At 48.2% G+C, this 17,170-nt stretch carries 19 protein-coding genes, 4 tRNA genes and 1 other annotated feature; of the genes, 6 read left to right on the forward strand and 17 right to left on the reverse strand.

The window, feature by feature from the left end; translation table 11 throughout:
- The first annotated feature begins 416 nt into the window (after positions 1-416).
- The gene (raiA, locus tag Q3A88_RS19175; protein ID WP_233991329.1) at positions 417-755 is read left to right on the forward strand and encodes a ribosome-associated translation inhibitor RaiA; all 339 of its coding nucleotides are present in this window, start codon (positions 417-419) and stop codon (positions 753-755) included.
- 194 nt (positions 756-949) lie between these two features.
- Positions 950-1,075, forward strand: a sequence feature (Phe leader region).
- A 28-nt stretch (positions 1,076-1,103) separates the two neighbouring features.
- Entirely contained in the window at positions 1,104-2,264 is a 1,161-nt protein-coding gene (gene pheA / locus Q3A88_RS19180) for a bifunctional chorismate mutase/prephenate dehydratase (protein ID WP_039530297.1), read from the forward strand.
- A gap of 81 nt (positions 2,265-2,345) precedes the next feature.
- Here the strand turns inward: pheA and tyrA are convergent, their stop codons facing one another.
- Positions 2,346-3,467 (reverse strand): bifunctional chorismate mutase/prephenate dehydrogenase, encoded by a 1,122-nt coding sequence (tyrA, locus tag Q3A88_RS19185; protein ID WP_039511926.1) that lies wholly within the window; start codon positions 3,465-3,467, stop codon positions 2,346-2,348.
- A gap of 6 nt (positions 3,468-3,473) precedes the next feature.
- A complete protein-coding gene (locus tag Q3A88_RS19190) occupies positions 3,474-4,547 on the reverse strand; it encodes a 3-deoxy-7-phosphoheptulonate synthase (protein WP_233991327.1) in 1,074 nt (357 codons plus the stop codon).
- A gap of 248 nt (positions 4,548-4,795) precedes the next feature.
- Between Q3A88_RS19190 and btsR the strand changes: the two genes are divergently transcribed.
- The 3 genes from btsR (at position 4,796) to Q3A88_RS19205 (ending at position 7,107) form a co-directional block, all read left to right on the forward strand.
- On the forward strand, positions 4,796-5,512 hold the full coding sequence (gene btsR / locus Q3A88_RS19195; RefSeq protein ID WP_010306189.1) for a two-component system response regulator BtsR: 717 nt from the start codon (positions 4,796-4,798) through the stop codon (positions 5,510-5,512).
- Between the two features lie 43 nt (positions 5,513-5,555).
- Positions 5,556-5,906 carry a DUF2799 domain-containing protein gene (locus tag Q3A88_RS19200; RefSeq protein WP_375232394.1) on the forward strand — a complete coding sequence of 117 codons (351 nt, stop codon included), beginning with the start codon at positions 5,556-5,558 and terminating at the stop codon, positions 5,904-5,906.
- A 262-nt stretch (positions 5,907-6,168) separates the two neighbouring features.
- The gene (locus tag Q3A88_RS19205) at positions 6,169-7,107 is read left to right on the forward strand and encodes a class I SAM-dependent methyltransferase (RefSeq protein WP_110164357.1); all 939 of its coding nucleotides are present in this window, start codon (positions 6,169-6,171) and stop codon (positions 7,105-7,107) included.
- A gap of 218 nt (positions 7,108-7,325) precedes the next feature.
- Here the strand turns inward: Q3A88_RS19205 and Q3A88_RS19210 are convergent, their stop codons facing one another.
- The 6 genes from Q3A88_RS19210 to ffh form a co-directional block, all read right to left on the reverse strand.
- Positions 7,326-7,691, reverse strand: coding sequence for a hypothetical protein (locus Q3A88_RS19210; RefSeq protein ID WP_317178458.1), 366 nt, complete (start codon positions 7,689-7,691; stop codon positions 7,326-7,328).
- Positions 7,692-7,923: 232 nt separating this feature from the next.
- The gene (gene rplS, locus Q3A88_RS19215) at positions 7,924-8,271 is read right to left on the reverse strand and encodes a 50S ribosomal protein L19 (RefSeq protein WP_010285987.1); all 348 of its coding nucleotides are present in this window, start codon (positions 8,269-8,271) and stop codon (positions 7,924-7,926) included.
- Between the two features lie 62 nt (positions 8,272-8,333).
- Complete coding sequence (gene trmD, locus Q3A88_RS19220; RefSeq protein WP_010285995.1) at positions 8,334-9,089, reverse strand: tRNA (guanosine(37)-N1)-methyltransferase TrmD; 756 nt, start codon at positions 9,087-9,089, stop codon at positions 8,334-8,336.
- Positions 9,090-9,127: 38 nt separating this feature from the next.
- Entirely contained in the window at positions 9,128-9,676 is a 549-nt protein-coding gene (gene rimM / locus Q3A88_RS19225) for a ribosome maturation factor RimM (protein WP_010308358.1), read from the reverse strand.
- Between the two features lie 18 nt (positions 9,677-9,694).
- Positions 9,695-9,943, reverse strand: a complete 249-nt coding sequence (rpsP, locus tag Q3A88_RS19230) for a 30S ribosomal protein S16 (protein ID WP_010285998.1) — start codon at positions 9,941-9,943, stop codon at positions 9,695-9,697.
- A 157-nt stretch (positions 9,944-10,100) separates the two neighbouring features.
- On the reverse strand, positions 10,101-11,462 hold the full coding sequence (ffh, locus tag Q3A88_RS19235) for a signal recognition particle protein (RefSeq protein ID WP_010285999.1): 1,362 nt from the start codon (positions 11,460-11,462) through the stop codon (positions 10,101-10,103).
- A gap of 170 nt (positions 11,463-11,632) precedes the next feature.
- Between ffh and Q3A88_RS19240 the strand changes: the two genes are divergently transcribed.
- Complete coding sequence (locus Q3A88_RS19240; RefSeq protein ID WP_010286006.1) at positions 11,633-12,427, forward strand: inner membrane protein YpjD; 795 nt, start codon at positions 11,633-11,635, stop codon at positions 12,425-12,427.
- 69 nt (positions 12,428-12,496) lie between these two features.
- Here Q3A88_RS19240 and luxS read toward each other — a convergent pair whose 3' ends face one another.
- The 9 genes from luxS to csrA all read right to left on the reverse strand — a co-directional run bounded on the left by luxS (position 12,497) and on the right by csrA (position 17,119).
- Positions 12,497-13,012, reverse strand: a complete 516-nt coding sequence (luxS, locus tag Q3A88_RS19245) for an S-ribosylhomocysteine lyase (protein ID WP_010286009.1) — start codon at positions 13,010-13,012, stop codon at positions 12,497-12,499.
- 153 nt (positions 13,013-13,165) lie between these two features.
- Positions 13,166-14,719 (reverse strand): glutamate--cysteine ligase, encoded by a 1,554-nt coding sequence (gene gshA / locus Q3A88_RS19250; RefSeq protein WP_039465252.1) that lies wholly within the window; start codon positions 14,717-14,719, stop codon positions 13,166-13,168.
- Between the two features lie 82 nt (positions 14,720-14,801).
- Complete coding sequence (locus Q3A88_RS19255; protein WP_110164138.1) at positions 14,802-15,230, reverse strand: YqaA family protein; 429 nt, start codon at positions 15,228-15,230, stop codon at positions 14,802-14,804.
- Positions 15,227-15,793 (reverse strand): fructose-1-phosphate/6-phosphogluconate phosphatase, encoded by a 567-nt coding sequence (yqaB, locus tag Q3A88_RS19260; protein WP_039317983.1) that lies wholly within the window; start codon positions 15,791-15,793, stop codon positions 15,227-15,229. The genes Q3A88_RS19255 and yqaB overlap by 4 nt, the downstream gene beginning before the upstream one ends.
- A gap of 390 nt (positions 15,794-16,183) precedes the next feature.
- Positions 16,184-16,260: transfer RNA gene (locus tag Q3A88_RS19265), tRNA-Arg, on the reverse strand.
- Positions 16,261-16,313: 53 nt separating this feature from the next.
- Positions 16,314-16,390, reverse strand: a tRNA-Arg gene (locus Q3A88_RS19270).
- A gap of 71 nt (positions 16,391-16,461) precedes the next feature.
- A tRNA-Arg gene (locus tag Q3A88_RS19275) sits at positions 16,462-16,538 on the reverse strand.
- Between the two features lie 8 nt (positions 16,539-16,546).
- Positions 16,547-16,639: transfer RNA gene (locus Q3A88_RS19280), tRNA-Ser, on the reverse strand.
- Positions 16,640-16,933: 294 nt separating this feature from the next.
- A complete protein-coding gene (csrA, locus tag Q3A88_RS19285; protein WP_005972168.1) occupies positions 16,934-17,119 on the reverse strand; it encodes a carbon storage regulator CsrA in 186 nt (61 codons plus the stop codon).
- Between the last annotated feature and the right edge of the window lie 51 nt (positions 17,120-17,170).

A 17,170-nucleotide genomic window follows, 5' to 3' on the forward strand; every position in this document is an offset into this window, starting at 1 on the left:
TAACGGGATACCAGATCAAGAGCCTGTCCAATGTGCATAAAAAAATCCGGAAACGGGTGAGCATTTCCGGATTTTTACACAGCCACTGGATCGGTCAACCGATCCTTAACTGATCGGCATTAGTAGCTTCGGTTGCCGTTTTTTTATGGCTCGTTCGGTGGGCTATGCATTAATGATGCAGAAAAAACAGGTTGGCGGGAGTCAACAACAGCGCGGTAACGCCAATACATCCTATCAATAATGGCACAGGCCAGATGCCCCCTCAAGCACTTCCCTCCTATTCCCGATGATGCTTCACAAATCGCGTTTTCTTGACAAAAAGTGACGAAAAAAAGCGATCAATATCACGCTTTTTGTCACAACTCACTGTATGCTGAAATTATCCAAGACGGACATAGGCAGAGAGGTAAGTTTATATGACTATTAATATTACCAGTAAGCAAATGGATATCACCCCCGCAATTCGTCAACATGTCGAAGACCGTCTTTCTAAGCTGGACAAGTGGCAAACCCAGCTGATTAACCCACACATTATTTTGTCAAAAGAACCACAGGGTTTTGTGGCCGATGCCACTATCAGTACGCCAAATGGTCCGCTGGTTGCCAGCGCCAAGCATGATGATATGTATGCCGCCATCAATGAGCTAATTACCAAGCTCGAACGCCAGTTGGACAAACTCCAGCATAAAGGTGAAGCCAGACGTGCGGTAGCTAGCGTCAAAGAAGTGAATCTCCAGCCGACTCAAGAAGAGTAATTCACCCTCTTTATCCCAATATAACGCGCCTGAGGGCGCGTTTTTGCATTCCTGGCGTCGTAATCCACGTCCTAAAGCGCCAACGCGATACCCCGTTTAACATTGCGCTCGGCGATTTTATATTGACAGGATGAAAAGCCAACAGTTACCTTACCTACTCAGAATCTGGATATCTTCCTGACTAACCGAGTAAACATGACAAATAAACTGTTCTTCTTCGTATTCTTTTTCACCTTCCCCTGATTTGGGAGGCGATTCGTCGTAAGAGCAAGAATACGAAGACGAACAAAAAAGCCTCCTGACCAGGAGGCTTTTTTTATATAAGAACATAAGACAGGTAACAGCATCATGACAGATAACCCATTACTGGCACTGCGAGAACGAATCAGCGCATTGGATCTGCAATTAATTGAATTGTTGGCACAAAGACGAGAACTCGCGATGGACGTTGCCCGCAGCAAATTGCATTCGCATCGTCCAATTCGTGACAAAGAGCGTGAGCGTGATTTGCTGGACAAACTGACAGCCGCTGGGAAAAAGCATCATCTTGATGGTCACTACATTACCCGCTTATTTCAGCTCATCATTGAAGATTCGGTACTGACGCAGCAGGCACTCTTGCAGCATCACCTCAACCAAACAACGTCACACTCTGCCCGTATTGCGTTTCTCGGTCCGAAAGGCTCTTACTCCCATCTTGCCGCGCGCCAATATGCCGCACGACACTTCGAGCAATTTGTTGAGTGTGGTTGCCAGAAATTTCAGGACATCTTCAATATGGTGGAAACAGGGCAAGCGGACTATGCCGTTCTGCCGATTGAAAACACCAGCTCTGGTTCGATTAACGACGTCTACGACCTGCTGCAACACACAGCTTTATCCATCGTCGGCGAATTAACCAATCCGATAAATCACTGCGTTTTAGTTGCTACCGATACGTCGTTGGAACAGATCGAAACGGTTTACAGCCATCCGCAGCCGTTCCAGCAGTGCAGCCATTTCATTAATCGTTTTCCACACTGGAAGATTGAATATTGTGAGAGCACAGCTGCAGCGATGGAAAAAGTGGCTGCGCTCAACTCACCAAAAGCAGCGGCACTCGGCAGCGAAGCCGGTGGTCAACTTTATCAGCTACAGATGCTGGAACACGATCTGGCAAATCAGTCGCAAAACATCACCCGCTTCATTGTATTAGCACGCAAACCCATTGATGTTACGGAACAAGTGCCGGCAAAAACCACGCTAATTATGGCAACCGGCCAACAGTCAGGTGCACTGGTAGAAGCTCTGCTGGTATTGCGTGATAACGGCATTGTGATGACCAAGCTGGAATCCAGGCCGATCAACGGTAACCCGTGGGAAGAGATGTTCTATCTGGACGTACAGGCCAACCTGCGCAGCGATGCCATGCAGAAAGCGCTAAAAGGATTAGCCCCCATTACCCGCTCGTTAAAAGTATTGGGCTGCTACCCGAGTGAAAACGTCGTACCCGTGGATGTGAACGAATAGTCGATGTGAACAAATAATTGAAAAAGCCATCCTGGTATCCCCGGGATGGCTTCTTAAACACAGCCAAGATAGTAAACGTGTTTATTGACGAATATCGTTTGCCTGACGCAAAAGCACACGGCTCTCCGCCTGAAAACGTTTGGCATAGTCGCCAAACCAGTATTCGACCTTCTTGAAGCTGTTGATAAATTCTGCCTTATCCGTCTGCTCCAGTAGCTCAATCGCCTCGCCAAAACGTTTGTAGTAACGCTTAATCAACGCCAGGTTATCCTCTGAAGACATAATGATGTCGGCATATAGCTGCGGATCCTGCGCAAACAGCCGTCCAACCATGATCAATTCTAGACGATAGATTGGCGATGACAGCGCTAATAGCTGTTCAAGCTGTACATTCTCTTCCGCTAAATGCAGACCATAGGCAAATGTCGCGAAGTGACGCAGCGCCTGAATGAACATCATGTTCTGATCGTGTTCGACCGCGCTGATACGATGCAGACGCGCGCCCCACACCTGAATCTGTTCCAGCAACCACTGGTAGGCTTCTGGCTGCCGACCGTCACAATAGACGACAACCTGCTTGGCAAGGCTACCGCTGTCTGGCCCGAACATAGGATGCAGACCCAGTACCGGACCACTATGCGCCGCCAACATCGCCTGAAGCGGGCCATTTTTTACCGATGCCAAATCAACCAAGATACAGTCATCCGGCAAAGCAGGCAGACGAGCAATCACCTGTTCAGTCACGTGAATCGGCACGCTAACAATCACCATGCCGGCATCAGACAGCAGTTCATCCGCGCGCGGCCAGTCATCTTGCTCCAGAATCCTCACCTGATAGCCCGACAGCGTCAGCATTTTCTCAAACAGATTACCCATTTGCCCGCGGCCACCGATGATAACAACGGGACGCAACTGCGGGCACAGCGTTTTAAAGCCTTTGTCGTTTTCACTGGTGTAGGATTCGCGCATGGTACGCCGCAGGATATCCTCAATAAGATCCGGCGGAACGCCCATCGACTCAGCTTCTTTACGACGTGAGCTGAGCATGGCCGCTTCACGATCGGGCGCATAGATGGGCAAACCATGGCGGCTTTTCACTTCACCCACTTCCGCCACTAAACGCAACCGACGTGATAACAGCGCGACAAGCTCCTTATCTACCTCATCTATCTGATCACGCAATACGGTCAGTTCAGCTACCATATTTTGTTACTCTCCTGAATGTTTCACTCGTGCAGCGCTCAGCTCTTGATGAACGGAACGCAGCAACGTCTCTGTGCTTTCCCAACTGATACAGGCATCCGTGACTGATACACCGTAGCGCATATCTGAACGCGGCTGTTCTGAAGACTGGCTTCCCTCATTAAGGTGGCTTTCCAGCATCAAGCCTATAATGGAACGATTTCCCGCCTTGATTTGTTCAATCGCAGATTCAACAACAAGTGGCTGACGGCGGTAGTCTTTGTTCGAATTACCGTGACTACAATCTATCATCAGCGCAGGTCTCAGTCCCGCGTCCTGCATCTGTTTTTCACATTCGGCGACATCCTGCGCACTGTAGTTTGGTTTTTTACCGCCACGCAGAATCACATGACCATCAATGTTCCCCTGCGTTTGCAGCAGACAGACCTGACCCGTTTGATTGATACCCACAAAGCGATGCGGCATTGCAGCGGCTCTCATCGCGTTGATCGCCGTTCCCAGACTGCCATCCGTGCCGTTTTTGAACCCAACAGGCATCGACAAGCCGGAAGCCATCTCACGGTGCGTTTGTGATTCTGTTGTACGTGCACCGATAGCCGACCAACTGAATAAATCGCCCAGGTACTGCGGACTGTTCGGATCAAGCGCTTCGGTCGCCAGCGGCAGTCCCATATTCACCAGTTCCAGCAGCAGCTCACGCGCGATGTGCAATCCTGACTCCACATCAAATGAACCATCCATGAACGGATCGTTGATGAGCCCTTTCCAGCCCACTGTGGTACGCGGCTTTTCAAAATAAACACGCATCACAATGTAGAGGCTATCGCTTAATTCAGCGGCAAGTGACTTCAGACGGCGCGCGTATTCCAACGCGGCATCCGTGTCATGAATCGAGCAAGGCCCGCAGACGATCAGCAACCGATCATCACGACCATGAATGATATCCGCAATGGTCGCTCTCGCTTGCGCAATATCCCGCTGTTCTGCGTCGTTAAGCGGAAACTTAGCTTTTAATTCATCGGGAGTAATTAAAACCTGCTCTGCACTGATATTAATATTGTTAAGTGAATCTTTTTGCATGATCCCATTCCTGAAAAGTTCGGTATATTCGCGATCGTCTGTAAAGACTACTGTCGGTACAACCTGCCTACGCGTGATGTTTACACCATAACACGAACCGTAAAGATTTCAATCCACTTAGTGTAAATAAAAAATTACCACCCTAAATATTGCCAGAAAACGATACCTGCCTGCTCTATCACTTCCCGATGCAACCATGCTAATCCCTGGCATGAATAGTGATAGAATCACGCCAACAAGGGGGAAGGATGCTGAAAGCCATAATCATCGATGACGAACAGCTGGCACGTGAAGAGCTCAGCCTGCTACTGGAAAACGAGTCTGATATCACCATTATTGCACAGTGCAGCAATGCGCTGGAGGCGATACCGGCTATCCACCGGCTGCAACCCGATGTGATTTTTCTGGATATACAAATGCCAAAGGTCAGCGGATTAGAGCTGGTCGCCATGTTGGATCCAGAAAATATGCCTTATGTCGTCTTCGTGACAGCCTATGACGAGTACGCGGTGAGGGCATTTGAAGAACATGCTTTTGACTATTTACTTAAACCGCTGGATGCACAGCGACTCAGTAAAACGCTAAATCGTTTACGCCGCGGCGTTAGTGTAAATAAAAACGTACAGATAATTTCAGAACCCTTACTCCGCCATATTCCCTGTAACGGACACAATCGTATTTTTTTGCTCAAGATTGAGGAAGTCGAGTATCTTTGTTCAGAACTCAGCGGCGTGCACGTCGTGGGCGTCAGCCAGTCCGGCTATACCCAACTTTCACTGAAAACGCTGGAAGAGAAAACGCCCTTCGTCCGTTGCCATCGTCAATATATGGTTAATACGGAACAGCTGAAAGAAATCCAATTAATGGAAAACGGCGCAGCAGAAGTATTGACGCATACGGGAAAACACATCCCTGTCAGTCGCCGCTATCTCAAATTACTGAAAGAAAAATTAGGCATCGCCTGATGCGGTGCTTCTTCAGGCCAATGGCCGCAACATTGAAGGTTTGATGATGAAATACAGTTATGTCTTGGCTGTAGTTCTTTTAATGACAGCATGCCAAAGCAACGTCCCGTCGCTACCCGCTAAAAGTGAGTCGGGCTTCTGGTACGAAACAGGTTATCAGGATGCAATCTCTGGAATGGTCGTAAAGGACGATAGCACTTTGCAGGAATGGTTTGGTAACCCTCAAATTGACCGTGAAACCTACCTGCGTGGCTATCAGGCCGGACAGTCGGCTTTTTGCGGTACAGATAACATGGAAGAATGGGGAAAAGCAGGGAAAAACTTTCCAGCTAGCTGCGATGGCGTAGAGAATGCTGAGATATTGCGAACTCGCTGGCAACAGAGCCTGCCTTAACATCCTCCTAAAGATAAACGATGACCCATACTCATCAGCAATTTAGCTGGCAAAACGCTATGGTTCATCGCATCTGGTAACAATTCCACTCACTTTTGTACTCGCACAGAAATACGTCAGACATACCTCCCCTCTATTATCGCTCACATTAAATAATCACATTAGGTTATTAACAACCTGATACTGAGATAAAGAAAATGCATATCTCACTGATAGTTAAATCTATTATTCCTAATAGCGATTGATATTGTGGAGTGCTCATATGTCCGGTTCAAGCAAGCCTCATAACCCGTCTCTAAATAGCAGTTCAAGACTCTTATCACACGCTACCTCATCACAGGAAAGCCATGATGAACGAGTCGCTGTGATAAAGAACAAAATTATCGAGTCCGGCGACCATCCCAGCATTTCCGTAGAGGAACAACTCGCGCTTCTGGACGCTTTCTCTCACCTTGAGCTAGGCCAGTTTTTAATAAAACATCACGGGTTAAATGCGTACTGGACGCATAATGTGATAGCACATCAGCCAGCCCACTATGTTAATCCCCTCGAAGAAATCATCTACACACAGCTACCCAGCGTTTTGGCAACACGTGAACGATTTGGTATTTTCCAACGCCTACTTCAAGAACTCTTGCGCCCCGACGCTATCATGGTATCTGTCCCCTGCGGTGTCATGGCCGACTTATTGCTGCTGGACTATACGCGGCATCGAGATGTGAAATTAATCGGAATCGATCTAGATAAACAGGCGTTGGAAGAAGCTTATAAACTTGCTAGTCAGCAAGGGCTGGAAAATAAGATATCGTTGGTACTGGCCGATGCCTGGACAATAGATTTGGCAGCACAGGCAGACGTGATTACCAGCAACGGACTCAACGTCTATGAACAAGATGATGACAAAGTTACTGAGCTTTACCGCGTGTTCTACTCCGGGCTGAAACCTGGAGGTACGTTGATAACCAGCTTTATGACTCCTCCCCCTACGCTGTCGCAAGATTCCCCATGGATAAATACCGATCCAAAATTGCTAGCCCTCCAATATGTCCTTTTCTCACGCATTATTGGAGCAACATGGACGGCGTTTCGTACCCACAAGAAAACACAGTCGCAGCTAGAGCAGGCAGGATTTACAGATATTCAGTTCATTAACGATCATATGAATATGTACCCAACAGTCATCGCGAATAAGCCGTTCTGAACAGGGTAAAAAAACGGTATCAACACGATGTTTTGATCGCCGTAACCGATCAATATTGAAAAATTGATCTGTATAAACGTTTATAAAATAACCACGCCTAATGTCATCATGGTACTGAAATTCAAACAATAATGATGACATCAGGGAAAGCGAAGCCCACCAAGATGGTGGGCTTTTTACTGTCATAATAATGCCTGGGTATCGCTCAGAGAGGGGAGCTACCACTCAAGGGACTGTTTGCTCGCCTTAAGATTTTCTTTGTACATCATATAAATGTTACTGTAATTGCACATATCAAAGCCGCTTTCACAGTAATCCTCTATGACCTTATCCATTATTTTTCTATCTCTAGCTTTAGTGGCAAGCTTAAAGGCGTTGAGGTTTTCCTTCTCCATCATACGCAACATACTTTCCTGGCACATATCAAAACCACTCTCGCAGTAATCCTGCTTCACCGTCTCTTTTATAAACTCAATAACTTCATTTTTCTGAGCTTCGGAGTTATCAAAATCCATAGGGTGGATAAAGCCAGCTGCTGCCATAAACGAGGAAAAAAAGAGAGGAATGAATAATAGTTTGCGCATATAGATTAGCTCTTCCTTTAGTTTTTAATAATATAGATGCGAAATGTTACATCAGGAAATATCCTATCACTAGAAAACTTGCAGGTCACTTTCAACGGCTTTTACAGATGAATTTTTCATTAGGCGAAACATTTTTCAGCAAAGGCTGACACTATCAGGCATAAAAAAAGGGTTTAGCCTTTGGCTAAACCCCTTATAAATAACAACTTTCGGATGTTGCGAAAGCGCTATCTTAGTTAAGACGCTCTTTGATACGAGCAGACTTACCAGTACGCTCACGCAGGTAGTACAGTTTGGCTTTACGCACGGCACCACGACGTTTAACAGCGATGCTGTCAACTACTGGAGAGTGAGTCTGGAATACACGCTCCACGCCTTCGCCGTTAGAAATTTTGCGAACAGTGAATGCAGAATGCAGACCGCGGTTACGAATAGCGATAACCACGCCCTCGAATGCCTGCAGACGTTTTTTGCTACCTTCAACAACCCATACCTTCACTTCTACGGTATCACCCGGACGAAATGCAGGTACGTCCTGCTTCATTTGTTCGTCTTCGATTTGCTTAATAATGTTGCTCATAATATGTCTCTTACCCTAGGTAAACTGATAGTTGGGTTCGCACGGTAAACCGGCGTAACCACCTAATACTCTTGTTGCTCAGACTGATATTCACGTTGGAACTCAGCCAGCAACCTTGTTTGCTCGTCAGTCAGAGCTAGGCTTTTCAGAAGTTCAGGTCTTCTAAGCCAGGTTCGGCCCAGCGACTGCTTCAATCGCCAGCGACGTATCTCCGCATGGTTACCAGACAGTAACACTGCCGGAACTTCCATGCCTTCCAGTATTTCAGGGCGAGTGAAATGAGGACAGTCCAGCAATCCATCGGCAAAAGAATCTTCTTCTGCTGAAGCCTGATGCCCCAGAACGCCCGGTATAAAGCGGGCAACGGAGTCAATCAGGGTCATCGCTGGCAGTTCCCCACCACTGAGTACGTAATCGCCGATCGACCATTCTTCATCGATTTCGGTTTTAATTACGCGCTCATCAATCCCTTCGTACCGTCCACAGACCAGAATCATCTTCTGGTTCGTAGCGAGTTGATGTACGCCTTGCTGATCTAATTTACGGCCCTGAGGTGATAAATAAATCACTTTCGCGCCTTCGCCTGCCGCTGCTTTTGCTGCGTGGATCGCATCCCGTAAAGGTTGCACCATCATCAGCATTCCGGGGCCGCCGCCATAAGGCCGATCGTCCACGGTGCGATGCCGATCGTAAGTGAAATCACGAGGACTCCAATACTGTACGTTCAGCAGGCCATTTTTAACTGCCCGGCCAGTGACTCCGTAATCAGTAATTGCCCGGAACATCTCTGGAAACAGGCTAATTACCCCAATCCACATAGTCTCGTTCCGCTGGGTACTACTGGTCGATTCAGAGTTCAAAAACCAGGATCCCAATCTACTTCAATAGTTTGAGCAGAAAGGTCGACGCGCTTAACAACCTGTTCAGTGAGGAACGGAACCAGCCGTTCCTTGACTCCGAAGGCATCTTTCAGGTTGGCCTTTATTACCATCACATCGTTCGAGCCAGTTTCCATCATGTCGATGATTTTACCTAGCTCATAACCCGTTACGGTCACGACCTGACAGCCAATAAGATCCTTCCAGTAATAATCACCTTCGCCCAGATCGGGCAGTTGTGACGAATCTACGACAATTTCACAATTGGTCAGTAAATTAGCCGCATCACGGTCATCAGCACCTTTCACTTTGATGATCAGATCCTGATTGTGATACTTCCAGCCTTCAATCTCGACAAGCTGCCAACCGCTTTTACTCTGGATGAACCAAGGTTGATAATCAAAAATGCTCTCGGCATCTTCGGTGGATGAAAACACTCTGAGCCAACCTCGGATGCCATATGCCGATCCTATCTTCCCCATCACAATCGGGTTAACAGGAGGTTTTGGGCTGAGTTGATTGCTCATTATCACCACCGCAACAGGTTATGCTGCTTTTTTAGCGTCTTTGATCAGCGAAGATACGCGATCAGACACAGTTGCACCCAGACCAAGCCAATGCTCAATACGGTCCAGATCCAGACGCAGGGCTTCTGCTTGACCAGATGCGATTGGGTTGAAGAAACCTACGCGCTCGATGAAACGACCATCACGCGCATTGCGGCTATCGGTCACGACTACTTGATAGAAGGGGCGTTTTTTCGCGCCGCCACGTGCCAAACGAATTGTTACCATAACATCCTCTTTAGTGAATAAAACAACTGGGCCCCATCGAGGAACGGAGCCCAGTATGTCATATAAAAAGCCCGAAAATTTTACTCATTTTGGCGCAAAAAGCAATCTAAAGCGTATAATCACGCCAAGAGTTTCTCTACACCATCGATTTCGGTGATTAACGTCCCGGGAATCCAGGTGGCATCATCCCTTTCATACCGCGCATCATTTTCGCCAGACCGCCGTTTTTCATCTTCTTCATCATTCGTTGCATGTCATCGAACTGTTTCAGAAGACGGTTCACGTCCTGTACCTGCATGCCGGAACCCTGCGCGATACGACGTTTACGCGATCCTTTAATAATCTCAGGTTTGGCACGTTCCTGACGCGTCATCGAATTAATGATCGCCTCCATACGCACCAGCACCTTGTCATCCATTTGCGACTTAACATTATCAGGCAGTTGCCCCATACCGGGCATTTTGCTCATCATGCTTGCCATGCCGCCCATGTTGCGCATCTGCTTGAGCTGATCCAGGAAATCGGTCAAATCGAACCCATCGCCCTTCTTCAGCTTATTAGCAAGCTTTTCTGCCTGTGTACGATCGACCTTGCTTTCAATATCTTCAATCAGTGAAAGCACATCGCCCATACCGAGAATTCGCGAGGCAACGCGCTCAGGGTAGAATGGCTCCAGCGCTTCGGTTTTTTCGCCAACACCGAGGAATTTAATTGGCTTGCCAGTAATATGGCGGATGGACAACGCGGCACCGCCACGGGCATCACCATCAATTTTGGTGAGGATCACACCGGTCAGCGGCAGCGCTTCATTAAAGGCTTTCGCCGTATTCGCCGCATCCTGCCCCGTCATGGCATCAACCACAAACAGCGTTTCAACCGGCTTAATCGCCGCGTGAACCTGCTTGATTTCGTCCATCATCGCGTCGTCAACGTGGAGACGACCCGCGGTATCGACTAACAAGACATCATAGAACTTCAGCTTAGCGTGCTGTAACGCACGTTCTACGATAGCAAGCGGCTTTTCCTGCACGTCTGACGGAAAGAAATCGACACCCACCTGCTCGGCCAATGTTTCCAACTGTTTAATCGCCGCAGGGCGATAAACGTCAGCTGAAACCACCAGCACTTTTTTCTTCTGCTTTTCGCGCAGGAATTTACCCAGCTTGCCCACGCTGGTCGTTTTACCCGCACCTTGCAGACCCGCCATCAGAACAACCGCCGGTGGTTGCGCAGCAAGATTCAGCTCAGCGTTGATTTCACCCATTGCGCTGACGAGTTCATTCTTAACAATCTTGACGAACTCTTGGCCCGGCGTCAGACTTTTATTAACTTCATGTCCGACAGCGCGCTCTTTCACGCGATTGATAAAATCACGCACCACAGGTAACGCAACGTCGGCTTCCAGCAATGCCATACGCACTTCACGCAGCGTTTCTTTTATGTTGTCTTCAGTCAACCGCCCGCGGCCGCTGATATTGCGCAATGTGCGCGAGAGTCGATCGGTTAAATTTTCAAACATATCTCATGCTCAACGTAAGACAGGCCGCCAGCGCGACACGAATGGAAGAGATTATACACAAAAGCGGGAACGATCTCAGCGCTGCTGACTGAGAACTGTTGGTGCCCACGACGACTAACGCTATACTGATTCTTCATTTTACCTAGTTGATATTTAATAACCTAATTTGTATGTCTGTTTTCGCTATTGTGGCGCTTGTCGCCTACACACTCAGCCTCGGACTGATTATCCCCAGTCTGCTGCGCAAGAACAGTGCATATCGTCGGCTGGCAATACTCTCGGCCAGCGCTGCGCTAATTTGTCATGCGGTGGCGCTCTATCAACGCATTTTCGATGTTCAGGTCGGCCAAAACCTTAGCTTGCTGAATATCGGTTCTCTGGTCAGCCTCATCATCTGTACGGTGATGACGTTTGTCGCCACGCGCGATCGCGGCTGGTTTATTCTTCCTATCGTCTACACCTTTGCGCTGATCAATCTGGCCTTCGCCAGCTTTATGCCGAGTGAATTTATTACGCATCTGGAAGCGTCGCCGGGCTTGATGATCCATATCGGACTGGCCCTTTTCTCCTATGCAACGCTGCTAATTGCTGCCCTTTATGCGCTTCAGCTCGCCTGGCTTGATTATCTGCTCAAGAATAAAAAGCTGGGATTTGCCGCTGACATGCCGCCGCTGATGGGTATTGAGCGCAAGATGTTTCACATTACGCAGATTGGCGTCATTCTGCTCACGCTGACGCTCTGTACTGGTTTGTTCTATATGGATGACCTGATCGATAACAAAGAGAACCTGCACAAGGCCGTGTTCTCCCTGTTTGCCTGGTTCATCTATATTCTGTTGCTCTGGGGACATTACCATGAAGGGTGGCGGGGACGGCGCGTCGTCTGGTTCAGCCTGATCGGCGCCCTTATGCTGACGCTGTCCTACTTTGGCAGCCGAGTTATACAGCACTTCCTCGCAGTCTGACGCGTTCGCGAGCATAAAAAAAGAGAACCCACTTCGGTTCTCTTTTTTTATCTGTGCCTATCCAAGAAACTAGATATGTAGCTCGGCTAGTTTATCTTTCGGCAGCGCCAGATCGTCATTTTGGTTGATACCAATATCGTGATCCACGATGTGTTGAGCAATTTCCTGCGCTTCTTTCAGTGAGTGCATCTCATAGGTGCCACACTGGAATTCGTTCAGCTCAGGAATTTTACGCTGATCGGTCACTTTCAGAACGTCCGCCATCGCCGCTTTCCAGGAATCAGCAACGCGTTGCTCATCCGGCGTGCCAATCAGGCTCATGTAGAAACCCGTACGGCATCCCATCGGAGAAATGTCGATAATTTCAACGCCATCACCGTTTAAATGATCGCGCATAAAGCCCGCAAACAGGTGCTCTAGCGTGTGGATACCACGCTCTGGCATGACTTCAATGTTCGGACGACAGAAGCGTAGGTCAAATACCGTGATATTGTCGCCATGAGGGGTTTTCATGGTTTTAGCGACCCGAACTGCAGGTGCGGCCATACGAGTATGGTCAACGGTAAAGCTGTCTAGTAACGGCATAATTCCACCTCCTCAAAGAAAAAAATTCATTTTTTCTCGTTTCCGAGAACTTTTCCTTTTTATGCGAGTCTGACTTACTGAAAGACGCGCATTTATTATCATCATCCCTATTAGAGATGTTTATTTGGCCACAGTTCCTGTGGCCTTTTCTTTTTAATGCGTCGCCAGATAGTCGTCAAAACTCATCGTATCTTCAGACTCAATCTGACGTTGACGCTGCCAGGAGTTCTCGCTCGCAGCAGCCAATTGTTCTTCCGTCAACACCTGCAGCGGCTCGCTGCTGAGCATTTTGCGGTATTCTTCCGCTAAATTCAGCCCCACGCTACCATTGCCTTCTTGCTTCATCAACGTTAATAGTCGGCCAGAGAACGTCGTTTCTGGATCGTCAAAACCAACAAGCAGCTCATCGCATACCTGCTGATAGTGCGGTTGATTGTTTTCCGCGTCCAGAACTTCCGCAACGCGACGCAAATCTGCAAACAGAGATTTCCCCACTTCAGCAATTGGCTGCTGGATGGTTTCACACCGCATACCTACCGTTTGCCCAGGTTTACGCCCTTCCAGGATCACGCGGTTCCAGTTTTTACGTGTACACAGTAGCTCATCCGCGCTCATTTCAGGTGCATCTGCCAGCGCACACCAGATCAGGAATAAATCCAGGAAACGAACCTGACTTTCACTCACCCCGGTCGGAGAGAAAGGATTGATATCCAGTGAACGCACTTCGATATATTCGATTCCGCCACGCAACAACGCATCAGATGGCGTTTCACCCGCACGCGTCACACGCTTCGGACGAATCGGCGCATACAGCTCGTTCTCAATCTGCAAGACGTTCGTATTCAATTGTAGATAACGACCATCCTTCTTCATACCAACCCGAGCATATTCCTCAGATGGCGTTTTTATCGCGCGTTTTAACGCAGCAACATAGGTGTCCAAGTCGTTGAACGTAATCCCCAGGTTGCTCTGTGACTTATTGGTATAGCCTAAGTCACTGAGCCGCAGAGAGGTCGCATACGGCAGATAAAGCATGCCTTTTTCCGTACGCTCAAACGGTAGTGCGGTCTCCCGGCCTTTCAGGAAAGAAGAGCAAATCGCCGGAGAAGCGCCAAACAGATAAGGGATCACCCAGCCAAAGCGGTAATAGTTACGGATCAGCCTGAAGTATCCCGCTGAAATAGCTTTTTTCCCACTTTCTGCATCAGCAACTCCTTCTCGCGCCTGCCAGAATGACAGCGGAAGAGAGAAGTTATAATGCACGCCGGAAATAGTCTGCATCAACGCGCCATAGCGGTTTTTCAGCCCTTCACGATAAAGCGTTTTGAAGCGCCCGATATTTGATGAGCCATACTGCGCCAGCTCTATATTTTGCTCGCTGTCGATAAAGCACGGCATGCTCAATGGCCACATCCGCTCATCGCCCAGATTGCGGGAAACGTGACGATGGATATCGCGCAGAAACGTCAACAGATGATCGACATCTTTATCGACCGGCGTAATAAACTCTAACAGCGCTTCTGCAAAGTCTGTCGTAATCCACGGGTGTGCCAACGCCGAACCCAATATCTCGGGGTGCCCGGTCGTAGCAAGATGTCCGTTTGCTGTTACACGCAATGTTTCGCGTTCAATTCCACGCTGAATACCCTTCACTGCCAGTGGGTGTTTTTCCAGCCAAGAAAGTGCTTCTGAAATGTCCGGGATCAAATCGACCTCCCGTTGTTAAAATGTAATGGTTGTAAGCATAATTGAAACTCAGCAGCACTCACCAGTTCGCATTGCAATCTGGTTAAGACCACCACGCCATCCCCTGCAACGTTATAACCGTCAATACGATATACCGCAGCGCTTTTCCAATACCGATGAAAACCGCCGATTGCACCCAGGGCATGCGTAGCCAACCCGCTAACACACACAATAAATCGCCTACTACCGGCACCCAGCTAAATAACAACGCAGCGCAGCCATAGCGCTGTAACCAACGCATGGCCACCGAATACCCAGCTTGTTGTTTTGGCTGAGGGAGTAAGCGCCCTATAAAAATATTTGTTAACCCACCCAGCGTATTTCCTACCGTTGCCACAGTAATCAACAGGTAGGGCTTTGCGCTATCCGCAAGCAATAACGTTACCAGCAGCACTTCCGAACTGCCAGGCAGCAGTGTTGCACTGAGCAGGCTACTCCAGAAAAGAGAAAAGACGGCCCAGAACTCACTCACAATGTACGGACGTCAACCACGGCCATGTTAGCGCGTTTAGCGGCCTCAATGCCGTAGTCTGCATCTTCAAACACGATACAGTGTTCTGGTGCGACAGAAATCAATGTGGCGCAACGCAGAAAGGTATCGGGGAAAGGCTTATGCTGCATAACATCATCAGCCCCAACGATTGCATCAAAATAATCATGCAGCCCTAAATGCGTTAGCAATCTATCAGCCATGCCATGTGTACTACCTGTGCCAACTGCCATAGGACGCCGTCCGCGATAGTGCTTAACAACATCAATCAGCGGCAGTGGTTTTACGGTATCCAGCAGCATTTCCTCAACAACAGCGGTTTTTTCCGCCGCGAGTTGGTGAGCATCAATATCAGCCTGATGGCTGTCGATAATACGCTGTGCAATACGCCAGGTGGGCGAGCCGTTCAATGCTGTCATGGCACTGGCATCATATCTCATACCATACCGGGCAAGAACCTGATCCCACGCTTTATGGTGCGTTGGTTCGGTATCAAGCAGGGTGCCATCCATATCAAAGATCAGCCCTTGATAGCGATCGTACATCATGACTCCATGATCACTGAAAAGAGAGCTTACTTTATCGTAAAGTGAAAACGTTGTCGCTTACTCAATAACCTTATAAAAAACAGGTTATTACCTCCATAGTAGTAAGGCAGCCTTCATTTACTCGTCGGCTCAATCTCAATATATAGGCAAGGGAGGGGTAAGAATTAATACACGGAAGTGATGAGAAAAATATCGTTCTGATATCAGCAGAATAGAAGGTTGTGCTGCTAGAACGCGAAAAATAGGGTAGAGAGCGATGGGTAAAACAGAAATGCGTATCGGAGAAAATTATCTGTCTTGCTTAGTACTTCGAGTCGTTGTTAAAGCAGGGTTATTCTTACGCTTATCGGTTCGCGCTAAGGCAAGAATTTTATTTACATCGAAATATGGTGCATCCGGGAGGATTCGAACCTCCGACCGCTCGGTTCGTAGCCGAGTACTCTATCCAGCTGAGCTACGGATGCAGAGTGTGGTGCAGAAATAAATGGGGTGAGCAATTAAACGAGATACTTAAGAATGGTGCATCCGGGAGGATTCGAACCTCCGACCGCTCGGTTCGTAGCCGAGTACTCTATCCAGCTGAGCTACGGATGCATTGATAATTCTTCATCTGCGACAAAACTTGCTTTCACTAATACTACTTGCCTTGCAAAGGCAGTATTTAATGGTGCATCCGGGAGGATTCGAACCTCCGACCGCTCGGTTCGTAGCCGAGTACTCTATCCAGCTGAGCTACGGATGCATATTAAATGGCGGTGAGGGAGGGATTCGAACCCTCGATGCAGCTTTTGACCGCATACTCCCTTAGCAGGGGAGCGCCTTCAGCCTCTCGGCCACCTCACCTTACATTACCTGATTCGCTACTAAGAACTTCTTGTTAGTGCTCACCGGTACTGCGTGGCGCACATATTACTTTCCCAGACTTATAAGTCAAACAATTTTTCCCACCTTGTGTTCGTTTGAACAATTCGCATCCAAGACGCGCACTTTCACAACAAAAAGTCTATTTTATCGACAGAAAAAACATGCGGTTACCTTGCCAAAGGTAGCGCACAGGAAAAATGGATATATCGATAAATGTGTGGGGAAAAGCAGGAAATAACAATTGCGTCCCGCGAACACGAGACGCATTGTCAATCAATATGACGTTGGTTGAGATTTTTCGGCCTGAATACGCTGATAGATCTCTTCACGGTGGACAGAAACCTCTTTAGGTGCATTAACACCAATACGCACCTGGTTGCCTTTCACTCCTAATACGGTAACCGTTACCTCATCGCCGATCATGAGGGTTTCGCCAACTCGACGAGTCAAAATAAGCATTCTTTGCTCCTTGAAAGATTATAAAGAGTCGGGTCTCTCTGTCTCCCCGCC

The organism is Pectobacterium sp. HCp5_1, from assembly GCF_032905925.1.
Lineage (GTDB): Bacteria > Pseudomonadota > Gammaproteobacteria > Enterobacterales > Enterobacteriaceae > Pectobacterium > Pectobacterium brasiliense_A.